The following is an 18320-nucleotide window of genomic DNA, read 5'->3' as shown; positions in this document are numbered from 1 at the left end:
TGCGCTCTCTCTAAACTGCGCTCCCCTTAGCCATCCGGGGCATGCTGCCAGTCCGGAGCGGCCACCCCGCGGCGGATTTCCGGCGCAGGGTGGCGGCCCCGGTTTGGGACTTAGGCTTTCGCGGAGTCTTTCGCCAGGCGCTTCAGGGCTGCCATGGCTATCGATGAATCGGTGGTGGGCCAGAACGGCGGCAGCGCGGCGCGCAGGAAGCCGCCGTAACGCTCCGTGGAGAGCCGCGAATCCAGCACTGCCACCACGCCCTTATCCGAGGTCGAGCGGATCAGCCGTCCGGCGCCCTGCGCGAGGCGGATGGCGGCGTGCGTGGCCGAGACGGCCATGAAGCCATTGCCGCCGGCCTGGGCCACGGCCCGCGAACGTGCCGTCATCAGCGGGTCGTCCGGCCGCGGGAAGGGAATCCGGTCGATGACCACCAGCCGGCAGGACACGCCAGGGACGTCGACGCCCTGCCAGAGGGACATGGTGCCGAACAAACACGTGTCAGGTTCGTCGGCAAACTGCCGCACGAGCGCCGTCATGGTCGACTCCCCCTGGCACAGGATGCTGAGGCCCAGCCGGGGCCGCATGGCCTCGGCTGCTTCCTCTGCGGCGCGCCGCGAGGAGAACAGGCACAGGGCGCCTCCGCCGGAGGCGCGGATCAGCTTCTCGAGTTCGTCCAGGGCCTCGGGGGACGTTCCGCGGCCGGGTTTGGGCAGGTGCCGGGCTACGTAGAGGATGCCCTGCTTCGGGTAGTCGAACGGGGAGCCGACGTCGACGCCGGTCCAGCTCGGGGCGCCGTTGCCAACCAGGCCCAGGCCGCCGGCGGCGGGTTCGAAGGCAGCGCCGATGGCCAGTGTGGCCGAGGTCAGGATGACGGTGTGGTCCGCGAACAGGCCCTCGCGCAACCGCCCTGCGACGCTCAGCGGGGCAACGTTGATCAACGCCGGCGCGCTCTCGTCCGGCTGGGAGTAGCCCTGCGCCGGGTCGAAGCTGCTGTTGCGGGAGAACCACACGACTTCGCGGTTTTCGCGCGCGGCCAGCAGGCGTTCACAGAGCTCCAGGATGACCATGAGGCGCGAGCGGGCCAGCTGCCGTCCGCCGTCCGCCGACACGGAGCTGTCCCCCTTGGAATCGGACAGGGCGGCGCGGCACGCGTCGCGCAGCTGGTCGATGCAGTCCAGCTGCTCGCTGTTCAGGCCGTTGGGCATCAGCCCGCTGGGGACGCCGTCGATGGCGAGCTCCAGGTGGGCGGCGGCATTGTTCAGCGCATCCACGGTGATGCCCGTGTGCTTCCGGGCCCCGGACGCGGCGGCGTGCACCATCGCCACGGAGAGCTGGCCCGAGACCGCGCCCGTGACGCGGTCCTGAAGTTCGTGTGCTTCGTCCACCACGACGACGTCGTACTCGGGCAGCACCGCCAGGCCTTCGAAGGCACTGACGGCGAGCATGGCGTGGTTGGTGACCACGACGTCGGCATCGGCGGCGTTCTGCCGTGCCAGTTCGCTGAAGCATTCGGCCGCGAGCGGGCATTTCTGCGCGCCGAGGCACTCCATGGAGGTGACCGAGACCTGGCGCCAGGCCCGGTCCGTGACGCCCGGCATGAGCTCGTCGCGATCCCCCGTCGCGGTCTCCTCGGCCCATTCGCGCAGCCGGACAACTTCCTTGCCCAGCTGGGAGGACGGCCCGCCAAGTGCGGCGGCGAAGTGCGGCACGGACGTGTCCTCGCCGAGGGAAAACAACTGTCCCTCGGAAGGTTCTTCGGACGGGAAGCCGCCCTCGAGTTTGTGCCGGCAGACGTAGTTGGACCGGCCCTTGACCAGGGCGACCTTGACGGGCCGCTCCAGGGCAGGGGTGATGGTCTTAAGCAGCCTGGGCAGGTCACGGCCCACAATCTGCGTTTGCAGTGCCAGGGTGGCGGTGGAGACCAGGGTGGGTTTGTTGCTGGTCAGCGAATGCGCGATCAGCGGAATCAGGTAGGCCAGCGACTTGCCGGTGCCGGTGCCGGCCTGGACCAGCAGGTGATCGCCGCTGTCTATCGCGCGCGCCACCTGCCGGGCCATTTCGTGCTGGCCATCGCGGCTCTGCCCGCCCATGCCGGACACGGCACGGTCGAGCAGCTTAACAACAAACTCCTCGCCGGCCGCGCCGGCAACCGAACCGGCGCCGGTGTCGGCGTCGGCCGGCCCAGCGTCGGCTGGTTCGGCGTCAGCTGGATCGGCGTCGGTCCTGGTCACCGCAGCCTCAGTCATTGCTGATGAAGGGATCCAGTTCGGCGGCGAGTCCTTCACGCACCATCACCACGGCACGGGTCCCGGTTTCCTCGTGGTCGAGGCTGAGGATCTCGGCGTCGCTCTCGTGGAGCTTGCTGATCAGATCCCCGCGGTTGTACGGGATGAGCAGTTCAAGCTTCACGCTGGGCCGCGGAATGCCGTCACTGATGGCCTTGAGCAGTTCCGGAATGCCTTCGCCGGTGCGGGCCGAGACCACCACGTGGCGCGGCTCGCGCTGCTTGAGCCGTTCGACCACGAACGGGTCAGCGGCGTCGGCCTTGTTCAGGACAATGATTTCCGGAACCTTGCGCGCGTCGACTTCGCTGAAGACCGTCCGGACAGCCGCGATCTGGCCTTCCGGATCCGGGTGCGAGACGTCCACGACATGCAGGATCAGGTCAGAGTCGGCGACCTCTTCCAGCGTGGAGCGGAATGCCTCCACGAGCTGGGTGGGCAGGGAACGGACAAAGCCCACGGTGTCGGCCAGGGTGTATCCCAGCCCGTCAGCGGTTTCGGCCTTGCGGACGGTGGGGTCCAGGGTGGCGAACAGGGCGTTTTCCACCAGCACCCCCGCGTCGGTCAGCCGGTTCAGCAGCGAGGACTTCCCGGCGTTGGTGTACCCGGCGATGGCGACAGAGGGCACGGCATTACGACGGCGGTTGGCGCGCTTCGTTTCCCGGGCAGGCTTCATGGCGGCGATTTCGCGCCGCAGCTTGGCCATCCGGGTGCGGATCCGGCGACGGTCCAGTTCGATCTTGGTCTCACCGGGACCACGCGAGCCCATGCCGGCACCGGCGCCGCCCACCTGGCCACCGGCCTGGCGGGACATCGATTCACCCCAGCCGCGCAGGCGCGGGAGCAGGTATTCGAGCTGGGCGAGCTCCACCTGCGCCTTGCCTTCACGGCTCTTGGCGTGCTGGGCGAAGATGTCCAGGATCAGCGCTGTACGGTCAATGACCTTGACCTTGACGATGTCCTCCAGCCCGCGCCGCTGGGACGGGGCCAATTCGGCGTCGACGACGACGGTGTCGGCGCCGGTGGACATCACGATGGCTTTCAGCTCCTGTGCCTTGCCGGAGCCGAGGAAAGTCCCGGGATCGGGCTTGGCACGCCGCTGGACGAGCCCGTCGAGGACCTCGGAGCCGGCCGTCTCAGCGAGGGCGGCAAGTTCACGCAGGGAGTTCTCCGCGTCCGCGAGGGTGCCCTCGGTCCAGAGGCCGGCCAGGACGACGCGCTCAAGGCGCAACTGCCGGTATTCGACCTCGGTGACGTCTTCGAGCTCGGTGGACAGGCCGGCCTTGCGGCGCAGTGCGTGCCGTTCCTCAAGGTCCTGCTGGTCGCCGTCGAAGTTGGTGTACACCTCGTCCAGGCGGGAGATGGCCTGCGCCTTGCCGAGCACCGACGTCGGGCTGCTGGTGCCAGCACCGGCGGCGGTGCCATGGCCGGTGCCGCCGCCGCGGCCTGGGGCGGGGGTGTCCTTGGAAAGGATCCGGTCGATTACAGCTTGAATCTCTTCAGGGCTCATGTCCTGGGCTGCTGAATCGGGTCCGGTGTTGGGGTGGCTGGTCATGGTCTCCTTTAAAGGTTCGGCTCTTTCAGAATAGTGCCGATTGTTGCTCTGTGGGGCGGTATTCGCGCTGGGCTGACGGCGGGGGGTCATGCGGGCCTCCTGGAATGCCCGCGGCAACGGTGCCGGGGCGGGGCTGGCTCCGTGCGGAGCGGCGGCTGGGGACGGTAGAGGCGGCTACGGCGCCTGGCTGCGGGGACACTGGCTGTGTGGGCGGTGCCGGTGCCGGTGCCGGTGCAAACACGTTGAGGTAGGTGCCTCCGCCACGCCGGGCCCGGGAGCGGGCCAGGGAGCACGGTGCTCGAAAACTGTGCCAGCAAAACACGGTGCCTGGGAAATGGTTGGATTCCAAGTGGTGCGGGCGCCCGCGGGTGAGAAAACTCACCCGTGCAATGGCGCACTCAGCGGAAGGCGTTTACCTGCGTCGCTACGGAGTCCCCCGGAGTACCTGTCAAGGACTGGATGGGACCCGTGCCGGCTACTTGGAGATCAGGATCATGTTTTGTAGCGTAGCAGACGCCGGCGCTCCCACCCGGTTTCCCATACGGGCTGGCCGCGAACTAATCTGGCCCATTATGGAGTCTGCACACTATTTCAGCGCCCAGCCGGCCGGGCCCTTTACCCGTAAGCCGCTCACCGTGGATCTTGCCGGTGAGACGCGCCGGCTGCAGACGTCCTCGGGGATCTTCAGCCCGGACGGGATCGACAAGGGAACGGCCGTGCTGCTGGCCGACGTCCCGGCGCCGTCGCCGCAGGGCAACCTGCTGGATATCGGCTGCGGCTGGGGACCGATCGCCCTGACCATGGCCCTGCGGGCACCGCACGCCCAGGTCTACGCGGTGGACGTGAACGAACGCTGCGTGACCCTGACCAATGAAAACGCCGGGCTGTTGGGGCTGCACAACGTATCCGCCAGCACGCCGGACGCCGTGGACCCCGACCTGCGCTTTGACACCATCTGGTCCAACCCGCCGATCAGGATCGGCAAGGATGAACTTCATGCCCTCCTTCGCCTGTGGATTCCCAGGCTGGCGCCGGGCGGATCGGCCTGGCTCGTGGTCCAGAAGAACCTCGGCTCGGACTCGCTGCAGCGCTGGCTCTCGGCGGAGCTCGACGCCAGCTTCAGCGTGACCCGGGAGAGCACGTCGAAGTCGTTCCGGATCCTTCGAATCAGGAAAGCGTCCCGCTAGCGACGATCACGGCCGGGCCGCTGAGTTCGACGTGTTCGTGCCCCTCCGGGCCCAGGAAGAATTTCACGCCGACGACGCCGCCGGGGACGTGGACGTTCCACGCGTCCGGTGCGCCCTGGCCGGCCCAGTGGCGAATCGCGACGGCGGCGGCGCAGGCGCCCGTGCCGCATGACTGGGTCTCCCCCACTCCGCGCTCGTGGACCCGCATGGTGATGGTGCCGGTGCCGTCGTGGACCAGTGGTTCGGAGGGCACAACGAATTCGACGTTGGTGCCGTGCGGCGGCGTCGGGTCCACCCGGGGAGCCGTGAACAGCTGCGTGGCCTCCAGTTCGGCTGTTTCGGCCAGGGCCACGACAGTGTGCGGGTTGCCCATGCTGACGGAGAGGGCGGGCCGTGCGACTTCGAGCCCGTCGGCGCTGACCAGCGAGTCCATGGCCCGCGCGGTCGCCTCGCCCGGGAAAATGAATTCCCAGGGGCCCATGTCCACGGCGTAGCCCGCAGCCGTCCGGACGATCGTCTTGGCACCGCCCCGGGTTCCAATGACGAGCGATTCGCCGGCCGGCAGGTCCACGAGGCCTTCGGCGATGAGGAAGTGCACAAAGACGCGGACTCCGTTTCCGCACATCTCAGAGAGCGAGCCGTCGCCGTTGCGGTAGTCCATGAACCACTCGGCATCGGGGTGCGCGGTCAGCAATTGCTGCCCCTCGGGCAGGAGCCGGGAAGGCACGGCCCGGATCAGGCCGTCGCCGCCGATGCCACGGTGCCGGTCACAGAGCGCCGCGACGTGCTCCGGGCTCAACTCGAGCGCGCCGTTGGGGTCTGCGATCAGGACAAAGTCGTTGCCCGTTCCGTGGCCTTTGGAAAACTTCAGGCCGCTCAGCGGGGCGGTATCGCCGGCAGTACGGTCAGCGGCTACGGCTTGGGATTCGTCCATGCTCCAAGGTTACCGTTCCGCCCCGACCGCTCCGGCACCGTGACCCAAGCGCTACGCCGGAGGCAGAACCGGCGTCGCCCGGCAGAGGCCGGCGGCCTCGGCCACGAGGTCAGGATCGTGCCAGCCCAGCCAGGTGACCCGGGGATCCGCACGGAACCAGGTCAGCTGGCGGCGCGCGAACTGCCGGGTGGCGATGATGGTTTCGTCCGCGGCCTGCTCCACGCTGGAGGCACCGTCGAGCACCCGGAGGAACTGCGCGTAGCCGAGGGCCCGCGGCGCGGTCCGGCCGCCGCGGAGCCCGGCTGCGTCCAGCCGGCGGACTTCGTCCAGGAGCCCCCGGTCCACCATCGCGTGGACCCGGTCGGCCAGGCGCTGCCGGAGCAGTTCCCGGTCCACCTCGAGTCCGATCTGGATGGCAGGCTGGAAGTATTGGCGGGCCGGCATGAAGGAGCTGAATGGCCGCCCGGTGAGCTCGAAGACTTCCAGGGCGCGGATGATCCTGCGCTCATCGCCGAGCCTGCCCGCGGAGACGGGGTCCACTGCCTCGAGCCGTCGCCGCAGGGGCGCGGGGCCCGCGGTAGCCAGTTCCGCCTCGAGCCGGCCGCGGATCTCCGGATCCGTGCCGGGGAATTCCAGGACGTCGAGGGCGGCGCGGACGTAGAGTCCGGAGCCGCCGGCCAGGATGGCGCGCTTACCCCGGCCGTGGATGTCGGCGATCAACGCCCGGGCCTGCTGCTGGAAGTCCGAGACGCTCGCTTCCTCGGTCACGTCCAGAATGTCCAGCAGGTGATGCGGCACACCGCGGCGCTCCGCCTCGGTGATCTTGGCGGTGCCGATATCCATGCCGCGGTAGAACTGCATCGAGTCGGCGTTGATGACTTCACCGTCGAGCTCAAGGGCGAGGGAGACTGCCAGGTCTGATTTGCCGGATCCCGTCGGCCCGACGACGGCGATCACCGGCGGCGCGGCCGGCCGTGCCCCCTGCGCCGCCGCATTTTGGGCAGCGTCCTTCTGGGCAGTGCCCTCGACCGCCAAGGCCTGGGCTGTGTCCTCGACCGCCGTGGCGCGGGCTGCTGGGTTCTGGACTGCTTCGTTCCGGGGAGCGCCCTGCGGGCCGGGCACGGCGCTAACGGCCGCGGACCGGGAGGCTGGGCATGCCCAGCGACACGCCGGAGGTGCCCGACGCGCTGGTCTTGCCCGCCGGGCTGGTTTTGCCTGCTGGGCCTGCGCCGCAGGAATCTGCCTGCGACCGGTCCCAGGCATCGCCGGCACGGGACCGGCGCAGGCTGTAGTCCTCGGCCGAGGCGGGGTCGGAGACGAGGTGGAACGCCGCCGCCTCTGTGATGGTGACAGTCACCAGATCGCCGGGCCGGGGCACTTCGGCTCCGGCGGGCACGGAGAAGTGCACCAGCCGCTGGTCCTGGGACCGGCCGGAGAGGCGGTGGGTTTCCCCAGCCTTACGGCCCGACTGGGCCGTCACCATGACCTCGACGCGGCGGCCAAGCTGCCGGGCGTTTTCCTCGGCGGCAATCCGGTCCTGCAGGGCCGTGAGGCGTTCGAAGCGTTCCTGGACCACGGCCTTGGGCAGCTGGTCCGGCAGGTCCGCGGCGGGCGTGCCCGGCCGCTTGGAGTACTGGAAGGTGAAGGCGGTGGCGAACCGGGACTTCGCCACGACGTCGAGGGTGGCCTGGAAGTCCTCCTCGGTCTCGCCGGGGAACCCGACGATGATGTCGGTGGAGATGGCGGCGTGCGGGATCTTCTCGCGGACCTTGTCCAGGATGCCGAGGAACTTGGTCGAGCGGTAGGACCGCTTCATGTCCTTGAGGACCTTGTCCGAGCCGGACTGCAGGGGCATGTGCAGCTGCGGCATGACGTTGGGCGTCTCGGCCATGGCGTCGATGACGTCGTCGGTAAAGGCGGCCGGGTGCGGGCTGGTGAACCGGACCCGCTCCAGGCCCGGGATGTCGCCGCACGCCCGCAGGAGCTTGGAGAACGCCTGCCGGTCGCCGAATTCGACGCCGTAGGAGTTCACGTTCTGGCCCAGCAGGGTTACCTCGATGGCACCGTCGTCCACGAGCGCCTGGATTTCGGCCAGGATCTCGCCGGGGCGGCGGTCCTTTTCCTTGCCCCGCAGGGCCGGGACGATGCAGAAGGTGCAGGTGTTGTTGCAGCCCACCGAGATCGATACCCAGCCCGAGTAGACGGAGTCCCGCTTGGTGGGGAGGGTGGAGGGAAAGACGTCCAGCGATTCGAGGATCTCCAGCTGGGCCTCATTGTTGTGGCGGGCCCGGTCCAGCAGCGCCGGCAGGGCACCGACATTGTGGGTGCCGAACACGGCATCCACCCACGGGGCTTTCTTGAGGATGGTCTCGCGGTCCTTTTGCGCGAGACAGCCGCCGACGGCGATCTGCATGCCCGGGTTGGCTGCCTTGACCGGGGCGAGGATGCCGAGGTTGCCGTACAGCTTGTTGTCGGCGTTTTCCCGGACCGCGCAGGTGTTGAAGACCACGACGTCGGCCAGCTCGCCGGCGGAGGGGACGTAGCCTGCGGCTTCCAGCATGCCGGCCATCCGCTCGGAATCGTGCACGTTCATCTGGCAGCCGAAAGTGCGCACCTGGTAGGTGCGGGGCTGGGCCGGGGCGGGACTTTCCGGTGCGGAAACGGGGTCCGCACTGAATGCCTGGGGCCCTGCTGGCTGCACCGCCGGTGGCGCTGTCGGAGAAGTCGTGCCGGCCGTTGGGGAGGGAATGGTAAAACTCACCTGTTAAGGGTAACGGGTAAGGGTAGTGGGCAGCGGCTGGGCCAGCGCAGACCCCGGCCCGGCGGTCCTAATCCCCGTCCCCCGCTTGGCCGGCGGCGGCATCGAGCACCTCACCCACCACCCGGAAGGCGAGCGACGGCTGGTATCCCTTGCGGGCCAGCATTGACGCGAGGCGGCGCGTAACTTTGTCGCGTTCGGCCCGGTCTTCGCCGCCGGTGAATCCCCGCAGCTTGCGCTCCACGAGCTCCCGGGCGGCCGTTTCCTCGTCGGCGTCGCTGAGCTGGTCCAGTGCACCGGCAGCGATCTCCGGGTCGATGCCCTTGTCCGCAAGTTCGCGCCGCAAGGCCCCTTTGGCGAGCTTGCGCGTCTGGGACCTGCTGCGGACCCACATGTCGGCGAACTCGGCGTCGTCAACCAGCCGCACTTCCTCGAAGCGGTCCAGCACGGCCTCCGCGACGTCCTCAGGGACGTTGCGCTCGGCCAGCTTGCGCGAGAGCTGCAGCCGGCTCTTGGGCGAATTCGTCAGCTGCCGCAGCACGATGGCACGCGCCACCGCCGCGGGGTCCGCGTCCCGGTCCTGCCCGGCCGGCGAATCCGCGCCATCGGTGCGGTCCGCCGGCTGATCCGGGCCGGCAAAGCCGGGGGCAGGATTCCGTGATGGAAATCCTGCCCCTTTGCGCCGCCGGCTGTTAGAAGCCGTCAACGGCCTTCAGCTTCGGAGATTCCTCGGTCTCAGCCGGGGCCTTGACGCCAACGCCGAGCTTTTCCTTGATCAGGCGCTCGAGTTCGGCCGCCAGCTCCGGGTTGTCGCGCAGGAAGCGGCGGGAGTTCTCCATGCCCTGGCCCAGCTGGTCGCCATCGTAGGTGAACCAGGAGCCCGACTTTTTGATCAGGCCGTGCTCGACACCCATGTCGATGATGCCGCCCTCACGGGAAATGCCCTGGCCGTAGATGATGTCGAACTCGGCGATCTTGAAGGGCGGGGCCATCTTGTTCTTGACGATTTTGGCCTTGGTGCGGTTGCCGACGGAATCGGCGCCCTCTTTCAGGGTCTGGATGCGGCGGACGTCGATGCGGATGGAGGCATAGAACTTCAGCGCCTTACCACCGGTGGTGGTTTCCGGGGAGCCGAAGAAGACACCGATCTTTTCACGCAGCTGGTTGATGAAGATGGCCGTGGTCTTCGTCTGGCTCAGGCGGCCGGTGATCTTACGCAGGGCCTGGCTCATCAGGCGGGCCTGCAGGCCCACGTGGCTGTCGCCCATGTCGCCTTCGATTTCCGCGCGGGGAACGAGGGCGGCCACGGAGTCGATGACTATGACGTCAAGGGAGCCGGATCCGATAAGCATGTCCATGATTTCCAGCGCCTGCTCGCCGGTGTCCGGCTGGGAGACCAGGAGCGCGTCGGTGTCGACGCCCAGCTTGGCGGCGTATTCCGGATCGAGGGCGTGCTCGGCGTCGATGAAGGCGGCAATGCCGCCCTGGCGCTGGGCATTGGCAACCGCGTGCAGCGCGACCGTGGTCTTACCGGATGATTCCGGACCGTAGATTTCCACGACGCGGCCGCGGGGCAGGCCGCCAATTCCCAGGGCGACGTCCAGTGCGATGGACCCGGTCGGGATGACTTCGATGGGCGCACGGACTTCATCGCCGAGGCGCATGACCGAGCCTTTGCCGAACTGCTTGTCAATCTGGGCAAGCGCTGCGTCGAGCGCCTTCTGGCGATCCGGGGCTGCGGCCATGATTCACACCTCTAATACTTTCTCGCTGTGGAGTGGCCGTGGAGGCCTTTGTCTGTCATCACTGACGCTACTGGCACCCTCCGACAAAGTTGTCGGGAGAACCACGTATGTGGAAAACGGTCTGAAAAAAAGCATATCGCTATCCGAACAGATATTCGAACAAGCGGACGGCGTGTCAGGCGTCAGCGGAGCTCGGCCGGCGTCAGCGCGACGACGCAGACGTCAGCGGGGCCCGGTGGTGTCACGGGGTTTGACGTCGCGGCCCAGGCGGCGTTCCGGCGGAACGTCCTGGACGTCGCACATGGCAAGCCACACCTGGCGCGGCGGAACGCCGGCGCTGAGCGCCTGGTCCGCGGTGCGGCCTCCGACCCCGGCCAGGACCAGCGAACTGCTCAGGACGCGGGAGTATCCCGCGCCGAACTCGTCGTCCATAAGCCGCCAAAAGTCACTGATTCGCACGAGTAAAGTCTCTCACGGCCGGGGACTCTAGAATGGTTGCCATGAGCAACCCAACTGAGTCCGCGGGCGATCCCGCTCCCGATACCGCCGGCGCGGACGCCGCCCTGGACGCCGTCGAGAACCAGCTGAGTCTGCTCTGGCGCCGGGGCCGGTCGATTTCCCACCAGCTCTCGCGCCAGGTCCACCCGGACATGGAACCCGCCGCCTACGGCCTGCTCAGCGTGATCCGCCAGCAGGGCCCCATCCGGCTGACCGACCTAGCCTCCTGCATCGGCGTCGGCAAGCCATCGGTGAGCCGGCAGATCGCCTTCCTCGAGGGCCTCGGGCTGGTGTCGAAGGAGGCTGACCCGCTGGACGGCCGGGCGCAGGCCATCCGGCTGACGTCCGAAGGCGAGGAAAGGATGCACCAGGTCCAGGACGCACGGCGTGAGGTGTTCCGGGAACGCCTGGCGGAATGGCCGGCCGAGGATCTGCAGGCTTTGGCCATGTACATGGCCAAGCTCAATGCCACCTACGAGCGCGACGGTTTCCCCCGGGACGAGCCCGCCTGACTCCCCCACTGGGAACCTTGGTCACCGAAACACGACAAAGGACCTCCGGCCTGGGCCGGAGGTCCTCTTTTGTGTCTTAGGTCTTAGGTGAGTGGCGGGCTAGCGCGCTCCGGAAAGGAGGCCCTTGGCCAGCTCGTCGGTGAGATCGGAGTTCAGTTCCCGGTCGAGGTCGCGGCCATAGCGCTGCGCGAACTCCTGGGGGACGGTGTCCGGAACCGCGACGCCCTCGGCGACCGCGACGCGGTCGCTGACTTCGCGGAGCATGCTCGAAAGCGGAACATCGAGGGCCGAGCAGATCGAGGAGAGCAACTCCGAGGAGGCTTCCTTCTGGCCGCGTTCCACTTCGCTCAGGTAGCCCAGGGAAACGCGGGCACTGTGCGAGACTTCGCGGAGCGTACGGCCCTGGCGCTGGCGGACATCGCGCAGGACATCACCGATTTCGTGACGTAGTACAACCATCTTGCGCTCCTTCTGTTCGCTCTTGGCCTGATCGGCGAGGCCCACATCCTTCCAGCGGACAACGCCGTTTACGGATACGGGCTGCTTTACCATCTGTATCGCCTTGCTCCTCGTACTGTCGAGTCCGCCGGTGGGGGCGGACTCTGCTGATGTTTTCATCCTAGGCGCCTCCCTCATTTGGAAGCGACACAATGTAACAACTATTCGGAATCAACTTTTGTTCCCGGCAACTTTACGCCCGGTAGCCTTCGGAAGATAGGGCCTCCAGCAGACGTTCCAGCGCGGCGCCGCAGGCAAGTGCGCGGATCTCGGCGCGGCTGCCGTCAAAGGAATAGGGGTACGACGTCGATCCTTCCGCCGTGGCGATGCCGACAAAGACCGTGCCCACCGCTTTGCCGTCGTGCGGTTCGGGACCGGCCACGCCGGTAGTGGACACGCCGATATCGGCGCCGCAGATGCGGCGCGCCCCGTCGGCCATGGCTGCGGCTACCTGGCCGTCCACGGAGCCGACGGCGTCGAGCAGCTCAGCGGGGACGCCGAGGACGTCGGACTTGACCCTGTTGGCATAGGACACCACGCCGCCCTGCAGCATCCCGGAGGCGCCGGGCGTGTCGGCCAGCACGGCGGTGACCATCCCGGCGGTGAGGGATTCGGCGGTGGCGGCGGTCAGGCCGCGGCCGAGGGCGCCGGTGACGGCCTGCTCCGCCAGGCGGTGCAGATTGGGATGCAGATTGGGGTGCAGGTTGGGGTGAGGAACGGGGTCCGGCTGGTTCATGGCTTGTTCTCCCTTGAACGTTGTTTCTCTGCCTTGATGCCGGCGGCCCGCAGTTTGAGCGCCTCAATGACGTATTCGCCGCCGGTCCACAGGGTGATGGCCAGGGCGGCCATCATCACGATGAACGCCACAACGCCCAGCCACGGGGCGAGGGATGCCAACGGAAGGACGTAGAGGAAGATGGCCGCCGTCTGCACCACCGTCTTGAGCTTGCCGCCGCGCGAGGCCGGGATAACGCCGTAGCGGATGACGAAGAAGCGCAGGGCGGTGATGCCCCACTCCCGGACCAGGATCAGGATGGTGACCCACCAGGGCAGTTCCTGGAGCAAGGAGAGCATGACCAGCGCGGAACCGATCAGGAGCTTGTCGGCGATCGGGTCGGCAATCTTGCCAAAGTCGGTGACGAGGCCGCGGGACCGGGCGATGTCGCCGTCGAGCTTGTCCGTGTAGATGGCCACCGCGAAAACGAAGGCGGCCGCCCAGCGCCAGACGCCGTTCTGGGCCTGCAGCCCCGGCGCGTCGAGGAGGAGGAACCAGACGAAGAACGGCACCAGCACTATCCGCAGCATCGTGAGGACATTCGGCAGGTTCCAGATCCGCGAGGCGGATCCGGCGTTGGCTTCGGCGCTATTCACCTTCCTAGGCTACCGTCTGCGCTACCGGCCGGTGAGCGACCAGGCGTCCTCTGAGCCGTCCTCGTCGCCGGAACCGCCGTCGGCGCCGTCGTGGTAGTCGATCGCCTGGGTGCGGTTCTCCAGGTCCGCCGCCACGAGGTCCTCGGCGTAACCGCCCTGGGCGATGTTCGCGTTGGCGTTATCGCTCAGCGCCGCGGTCTGCGAGTCGGCGGACACCGGGCCGTCCTGTCCCTTCATCGCGGCCAGCACTGCGGCGAGGTCATCGGGCTTGACCAGCACGTCGCGCGCCTTGGAACCTTCGGAGGGCCCCACCACTCCCCTGGACTCGAGCAGGTCCATGAGACGGCCGGCCTTCGCGAAGCCGACGCGGAGCTTGCGCTGGAGCATCGAGGTGGAGCCGAACTGGGTGGTGACCACGAGCTCGGTTGCCTGGAGCAGGACCTCGAGATCGTCCCCGATGTCGTCATCGATCTGCTTCTTCTGCGCCTCGGGCGCGACGTCGTCGCGGTAGACGGCCTTGAGCTGGCCCTTGACGTGCTCGACGACCTTGTGGATCTCGGACTCGGTGACCCAGGCACCCTGGACACGCATGGCCTTCGAGGCCCCCATCGGCAGGAACAAGGCATCGCCCTGGCCGATGAGTTTCTCGGCGCCCGGCTGGTCCAGGACCACCCGGGAGTCGGTGACAGAGGAGGTGGCGAAGGCCATGCGGGAGGGCACGTTCGCCTTGATCAGGCCGGTCACGACGTCGACCGACGGGCGCTGGGTGGCCAGGACCAGGTGGATGCCGGCCGCACGGGCCAGCTGCGTGATGCGGACAATCGAGTCTTCGACGTCGCGCGGGGCCACCATCATGAGGTCGGCGAGTTCGTCCACGATGACCAGCAGGTATGGGTACGGCTTGATGACGCGCTTGGAATCCACCGGCGGGTGGACCTTGCCGGCCCGGACAGCCTTGTTGAAGTCATCGATGTGCTTGAAGCCGTAATTCGCGAGGTCGTCATAGCGGGCATCCATTTCCCGGACCACCCACTGCAGGGCCTCGGCCGCCTTCTTCGGGTTGGTGATGATCGGGGTGATGAGGTGCGGGACCCCTTCGTAGGCGGTGAGTTCCACGCGCTTGGGGTCCACCATGACCATCCGGACCTCGTCCGGGGTGGCCCGCATCAGGATGGAGGTGATCATCGAGTTCACGAACGAGGACTTACCGGCGCCGGTGGCGCCGGCCACGAGCAGGTGCGGCATCTTGGCCAGGTTGGCCACGACGTACCCGCCCTCGACGTCCTTGCCGACCCCCATGACCATGGGGTGGTCGGTGCGGCGGGCGTTCTGGCTGCGGAGCACGTCGCCCAGAGACACAGTTTCGCGGTCCGTGTTGGGGATTTCGATGCCGATGGCCGACTTGCCCGGGATGGGGCTCAGGATGCGCACATCCGAGCTGGCCACGGCATAGGAAATGTTCTTGGACAGGGCGGTGACCCGTTCCACCTTGGTGCCCGGGGACAGTTCGATTTCGTAGCGGGTCACGGTGGGGCCGCGGCTGAAGCCGGTGACCTGCGCCTCCACGTTGAACTGGTTGAGGGTCTCGGTGAGCGAGGCGACAATCGCGTCGTTGGCCTCGGTGCGTTCCTTGGGGATGGAACCGGGTGTCAGCACGTCCGACGCCGGCAGGGTGTAGGTGACGTCGCCGGCCAGGGAAAGCTGCTCGGTGCGCTGCGGAATGGGGGTGGGCAGCGGTGCGGGCGCGACCGGGTTGGAGGGGACCTTGGCGGCCGCAGCGGCTGCATTGAGCGATCCCGCGGCCACCATCCCCGGAGTGACCAGCGGGATGGCCTCGGTGGCGTCGCCGCTGGACTCCGCCGCAGCGCCGGCGGATCCTGCCGTGCCGAGGCCCTGGGCGGCTTTGATCTTTTCGACGGCGATCTCGGCCTGGGTGGGACGGCGGACGCCGGGCGCTACATCGGGCGCGGCGTCGGCTGCGACGCCAGAGCGCCCCTTGCCCCTCGCGCCCTTGGCCGGAGGTGCGTCCGCTGCTTCATCATCTGCGATGAGGGCGCGTTCGAAGGCCTCGTCGCCGACGTAGCCTTCCAGACCGGACTCGTCGTCGTGGTCCTTGCCGAAGAGGCGCTTGCGCTTCTTCCTAGGCGGGGCCGGCGCGTCGTTCTCGTAAAGGTAGCTGCGGTCGTGGCGGTCGCCGCCGTCGTCGTCCTGCAGGTCGATGCCCATCAGGTGCTCGTAGGCGTCGCGCAGGCGGCCCGGGATCGCGCCGAAGGGCGTGGCGGTGACGATCAGCAGCGAGGTGAAGGCCAGCAGGCCGTAGACCGCGACGGGGACGGCGGTGTGCACGGCGGCGAGCGGGGCGGCGGCGAGGTAGCCGAGCATGCCGCCGGCCCGGCGCAGGCCGTCGAAGCCGTCGGCGACGGTCGGCTGGCCGCCAATAATGTGGGCCAGCCCGGAACCGGCGAACGTCATGATGAGGAAACCGATGCCGACCCGGTTGTTGCCGCGGCCGTCGTCGGGCTGGCGGAACAGGCGGAAGGCGCACACGAACAGCATGAGCGGCAGCAGCAGGGCCATCCAGCCGAACGTGCCGTTGACGATCGCAAACACGAGGTCAGGGAGCCAGCCCTGGAACCCCCACCACGCGAAGGTGGCAACGAAGACTCCCAGGGCCAGGTTGAACAGGGCGGCGCCGTCGCGGCGCTCCTCGGGGGCGAGGTCGCTGACGTCGTGGCCGACCCGCCGGATGCCGGCGCCGATCACGTGGGCGATGCCCAGCCAGGCACCGGCCAGCACCCTCACCACCCAGGGCTGGTGCGGCTCAGCAACGGCCGACTGCCGGGTCCGCGCGGTGGCTGTGTTTCTACCTGCGGTCCCACCTGCGGTGCCACCTGCGGCTCCCCGCGGCCGGGCGGATTTGGATGCGGCGGGACGGGACCCCCGGCCGGGAGAACTGCCTGATTTGCCGCTTGAGTTTCCTCTAGGCGCGGAAGAAGTACGAGTCGCCATACTCGCCACGGTACCGGATGCCGGACCGAAAACCCCGAATTTCCGGGCGTCCGGGATCATGTTGCCGCCACCACCAACGGGAACGGCCTCCCCCGCTTCCCGCGGCGCTCAGGCTGCGGGATGGCGGGGAAGGCCGTTGACCAGGCATGCGCCAGGTGCGAGTGAAGGACTTACGCCCGGTGAACCACCTGAGGCTTACGCCCGGTGAACCACCTGAGGCTTACGCCCGGTGAACCACCTGAGGCTTACGCCTCAAGGACCACCGGGATGATCATGGGCTTGCGGCGCAGCTTGCGGTTGACCCACGTGCCGACGACCCGGCGGACGACTTGCTGCAGCTGGTGCGTCGTGTGGTCCGTGCGGTTCAGCACGGCTTCTTCGAGGGCCTCATTGATCTTGGGGATGATCTCGTCGAAGACGGAATCGTCCTCGGCCACGCCGCGGGCGTGGATTTCCGGCCCGGAGACCACCTTGCCGGTGGCACGGTGGATGACCGTGATGATGGAGATGAAGCCCTCATCGCCGAGGGTCTGGCGGTCCTTGAGGTCTGCTTCGGTGACCTCGCCGACGCTGGAGCCGTCGACGTAGACGAAGCCAACCTCGACCTGGCCCACGATGTCGGCCTGGTGGTCGCGCAGGTCGATCACGCTGCCGTTGTCCGCGAGCAGGATGCTTTCCTCCGGCACGCCGGATTCGAGGGCGATCTTGCCGTTGGCGATGAGGTGGCGGGTTTCGCCGTGCACCGGCATGGCGTTGAGCGGCTCAAGGATGTTGTAGCAGTACAGCAGTTCGCCGGCGGCAGCGTGGCCGGAGACGTGCACCTTGGCGTTGCCCTTGTGGATGACGTCGGCGCCGAGCTTCAGCAGTCCGTTGATGATGCGGAAGACGGCGTTTTCGTTGCCCGGGATCAGGCTGGACGCAAGGATGACGGTATCGCCCTCGCCGACGACGACGCGGTGGTCGCCGTTGGCCATGCGGGACAGGGCGGCCATGGGCTCGCCCTGGGAGCCGGTGGACATCAGCACAACCCGGTTGTCCGGCAGGTTGTCGATGTTCTTGATGTCGACCAGGATCCCGGCCGGGACCTCCAGGTAGCCCAGTTTCGCGGCGATGGCCATGTTCCGGACCATGGAGCGGCCCACGAAGGCAACCTTGCGGTTGTGGTTGGCGGCGGCATCGAGAACCTGCTGGACGCGGTGCACGTGCGAGGAGAAGGAGGCGACGATGATGCGCTTGGAGGCCTGCCCGAACAGCCGGTCCAGGGTGGGTCCGATTTCCTTCTCGGCGGTGGTGAACCCCGGGACGTCGGCGTTGGTCGAATCCGACATGAACAGGTCCACGCCTTCTTCGCCCAGCTTGGCGAAGTGCCGGAGGTCGGTGATGCGGCCATCCAGCGGCAGCTGGTCCATCTTGAAGTCACCGGTGTGCAGGACGGTGCCGCCCGAGGTGCGGAGGAACACGGCCAGGGCGTCCGGGATGGAGTGGTTGACGGCGATGAACTCGCATTCGAAGGGCCCGTACTTCTCGACCTGGCCCTCGACGACGATCTTCGTGTTCGGCTTGATCCGGTGTTCCTGCAGCTTGGCCTCGATGAGGGCCAGTGTCAGCTGTGAACCGACGATGGGGATGTCGGCGCGCAGGCGCAGGAGGTAGGGGACGGCGCCGATGTGGTCTTCGTGACCGTGGGTCAGGACTACCGCGACGATGTCCTGGAGACGGTTCTCGATGTAGGAGAAGTCCGGCAGGATGAGGTCGACGCCGGGCTGGGTCTCCTCGGGGAAGAGGACGCCGCAGTCAACGATGAGGAGCTTGCCATCGATCTCGAAAACGGTCATGTTTCGACCGATTTCCCCGATTCCGCCGAGCGGTACGATCCGCAGGGTGTTCTTCGGGAGGCGGGGCGGCGTGACAAGGCCGGGAAGGGCGGTTTGGGTCATAGTGCACTACTTTCCAGGCTGAAGCCGGGCTGGT

15 protein-coding genes are annotated in these 18320 nt (G+C 67.8%); 2 read left to right on the top strand and 13 right to left on the bottom strand.

What is annotated here, in order from left to right:
• Positions 1–110: 110 nt before the first annotated feature.
• A complete protein-coding gene (locus AC1D1A_RS12130; RefSeq protein WP_476947814.1) occupies positions 111–2246 on the bottom strand; it encodes an ATP-dependent DNA helicase in 2136 nt (711 codons plus the stop codon).
• On the bottom strand, positions 2239–3837 hold the full coding sequence (gene hflX / locus AC1D1A_RS12125) for a GTPase HflX (RefSeq protein ID WP_223913986.1): 1599 nt from the start codon (positions 3835–3837) through the stop codon (positions 2239–2241). The genes AC1D1A_RS12130 and hflX overlap by 8 nt, the downstream gene beginning before the upstream one ends.
• Positions 3838–4409: 572 nt before the next feature.
• Between hflX and AC1D1A_RS12120 the strand changes: the two genes are divergently transcribed.
• Positions 4410–5024 carry a class I SAM-dependent methyltransferase gene (locus AC1D1A_RS12120; protein WP_230008613.1) on the top strand — a complete coding sequence of 205 codons (615 nt, stop codon included), beginning with the start codon at positions 4410–4412 and terminating at the stop codon, positions 5022–5024.
• On the opposite strand, the gene dapF is transcribed toward AC1D1A_RS12120, so the two are convergent.
• The 6 genes from dapF to AC1D1A_RS12090 all read right to left on the bottom strand — a co-directional run bounded on the left by dapF (position 5005) and on the right by AC1D1A_RS12090 (position 10920).
• Entirely contained in the window at positions 5005–5958 is a 954-nt protein-coding gene (dapF, locus tag AC1D1A_RS12115; protein WP_028277231.1) for a diaminopimelate epimerase, read from the bottom strand. The two genes, AC1D1A_RS12120 and dapF, sit on opposite strands and share 20 nt — an antisense overlap.
• Positions 5959–6009: 51 nt before the next feature.
• Positions 6010–6915: a tRNA (adenosine(37)-N6)-dimethylallyltransferase MiaA gene (miaA, locus tag AC1D1A_RS12110; protein WP_230008615.1), complete on the bottom strand. Its 906-nt coding sequence runs from the start codon at positions 6913–6915 to the stop codon at positions 6010–6012.
• 169 nt (positions 6916–7084) lie between these two features.
• Positions 7085–8719: a tRNA (N6-isopentenyl adenosine(37)-C2)-methylthiotransferase MiaB gene (miaB, locus tag AC1D1A_RS12105; RefSeq protein ID WP_476947813.1), complete on the bottom strand. Its 1635-nt coding sequence runs from the start codon at positions 8717–8719 to the stop codon at positions 7085–7087.
• A 67-nt stretch (positions 8720–8786) separates the two neighbouring features.
• Positions 8787–9422, bottom strand: coding sequence for a regulatory protein RecX (locus AC1D1A_RS12100; protein WP_476856425.1), 636 nt, complete (start codon positions 9420–9422; stop codon positions 8787–8789).
• Positions 9409–10461 carry a recombinase RecA gene (recA, locus tag AC1D1A_RS12095; protein ID WP_018774457.1) on the bottom strand — a complete coding sequence of 351 codons (1053 nt, stop codon included), beginning with the start codon at positions 10459–10461 and terminating at the stop codon, positions 9409–9411. The genes AC1D1A_RS12100 and recA overlap by 14 nt, the downstream gene beginning before the upstream one ends.
• A 222-nt stretch (positions 10462–10683) precedes the next feature.
• On the bottom strand, positions 10684–10920 hold the full coding sequence (locus AC1D1A_RS12090; RefSeq protein ID WP_223913990.1) for a DUF3046 domain-containing protein: 237 nt from the start codon (positions 10918–10920) through the stop codon (positions 10684–10686).
• 41 nt (positions 10921–10961) lie between these two features.
• Between AC1D1A_RS12090 and AC1D1A_RS12085 the strand changes: the two genes are divergently transcribed.
• Positions 10962–11471: a MarR family winged helix-turn-helix transcriptional regulator gene (locus AC1D1A_RS12085; protein WP_223913991.1), complete on the top strand. Its 510-nt coding sequence runs from the start codon at positions 10962–10964 to the stop codon at positions 11469–11471.
• Between the two features lie 99 nt (positions 11472–11570).
• Here AC1D1A_RS12085 and AC1D1A_RS12080 read toward each other — a convergent pair whose 3' ends face one another.
• The 5 genes from AC1D1A_RS12080 to AC1D1A_RS12060 all read right to left on the bottom strand — a co-directional run bounded on the left by AC1D1A_RS12080 (position 11571) and on the right by AC1D1A_RS12060 (position 18286).
• Positions 11571–12023 carry a helix-turn-helix domain-containing protein gene (locus tag AC1D1A_RS12080; protein ID WP_026538316.1) on the bottom strand — a complete coding sequence of 151 codons (453 nt, stop codon included), beginning with the start codon at positions 12021–12023 and terminating at the stop codon, positions 11571–11573.
• Positions 12024–12162: 139 nt separating this feature from the next.
• A complete protein-coding gene (locus AC1D1A_RS12075; protein ID WP_476856427.1) occupies positions 12163–12705 on the bottom strand; it encodes a CinA family protein in 543 nt (180 codons plus the stop codon).
• Positions 12702–13340 (bottom strand): CDP-diacylglycerol--glycerol-3-phosphate 3-phosphatidyltransferase, encoded by a 639-nt coding sequence (gene pgsA, locus AC1D1A_RS12070; RefSeq protein ID WP_079551323.1) that lies wholly within the window; start codon positions 13338–13340, stop codon positions 12702–12704. The genes AC1D1A_RS12075 and pgsA overlap by 4 nt, the downstream gene beginning before the upstream one ends.
• Positions 13341–13361: 21 nt before the next feature.
• A complete protein-coding gene (locus AC1D1A_RS12065; protein WP_476947812.1) occupies positions 13362–16349 on the bottom strand; it encodes an FtsK/SpoIIIE family DNA translocase in 2988 nt (995 codons plus the stop codon).
• 245 nt (positions 16350–16594) lie between these two features.
• Positions 16595–18286, bottom strand: a complete 1692-nt coding sequence (locus tag AC1D1A_RS12060; protein ID WP_028277222.1) for a ribonuclease J — start codon at positions 18284–18286, stop codon at positions 16595–16597.
• Positions 18287–18320: the final 34 nt, after the last annotated feature.

This window comes from Arthrobacter sp. P1_B9 (assembly GCF_056406495.1).
Note: the sequence above shows the minus strand (reverse complement) of the source record. Positions and strands in the feature narration are given on the sequence as shown.

Bases quoted from the DNA above. Each gene is read 5' to 3' on its own strand.
- AC1D1A_RS12130 (WP_476947814.1), bottom strand. From the start codon at position 2,246: ATGACTGAGGCTGCGGTGACCAGGACCGACGCCGATCCAGCTGACGCC.
- AC1D1A_RS12085 (WP_223913991.1), top strand. From the start codon at position 10,962: ATGAGCAACCCAACTGAGTCCGCGGGCGATCCCGCTCCCGATACCGCC.
- AC1D1A_RS12060 (WP_028277222.1), bottom strand. From the start codon at position 18,286: ATGACCCAAACCGCCCTTCCCGGCCTTGTCACGCCGCCCCGCCTCCCG.
- hflX (WP_223913986.1), bottom strand. From the start codon at position 3,837: ATGACCAGCCACCCCAACACCGGACCCGATTCAGCAGCCCAGGACATG.
- AC1D1A_RS12065 (WP_476947812.1), bottom strand. From the start codon at position 16,349: ATGGCGACTCGTACTTCTTCCGCGCCTAGAGGAAACTCAAGCGGCAAA.
- AC1D1A_RS12080 (WP_026538316.1), bottom strand. From the start codon at position 12,023: ATGGTAAAGCAGCCCGTATCCGTAAACGGCGTTGTCCGCTGGAAGGAT.
- recA (WP_018774457.1), bottom strand. From the start codon at position 10,461: ATGGCCGCAGCCCCGGATCGCCAGAAGGCGCTCGACGCAGCGCTTGCC.
- AC1D1A_RS12075 (WP_476856427.1), bottom strand. From the start codon at position 12,705: ATGAACCAGCCGGACCCCGTTCCTCACCCCAACCTGCACCCCAATCTG.
- AC1D1A_RS12120 (WP_230008613.1), top strand. From the start codon at position 4,410: ATGGAGTCTGCACACTATTTCAGCGCCCAGCCGGCCGGGCCCTTTACC.
- dapF (WP_028277231.1), bottom strand. From the start codon at position 5,958: ATGGACGAATCCCAAGCCGTAGCCGCTGACCGTACTGCCGGCGATACC.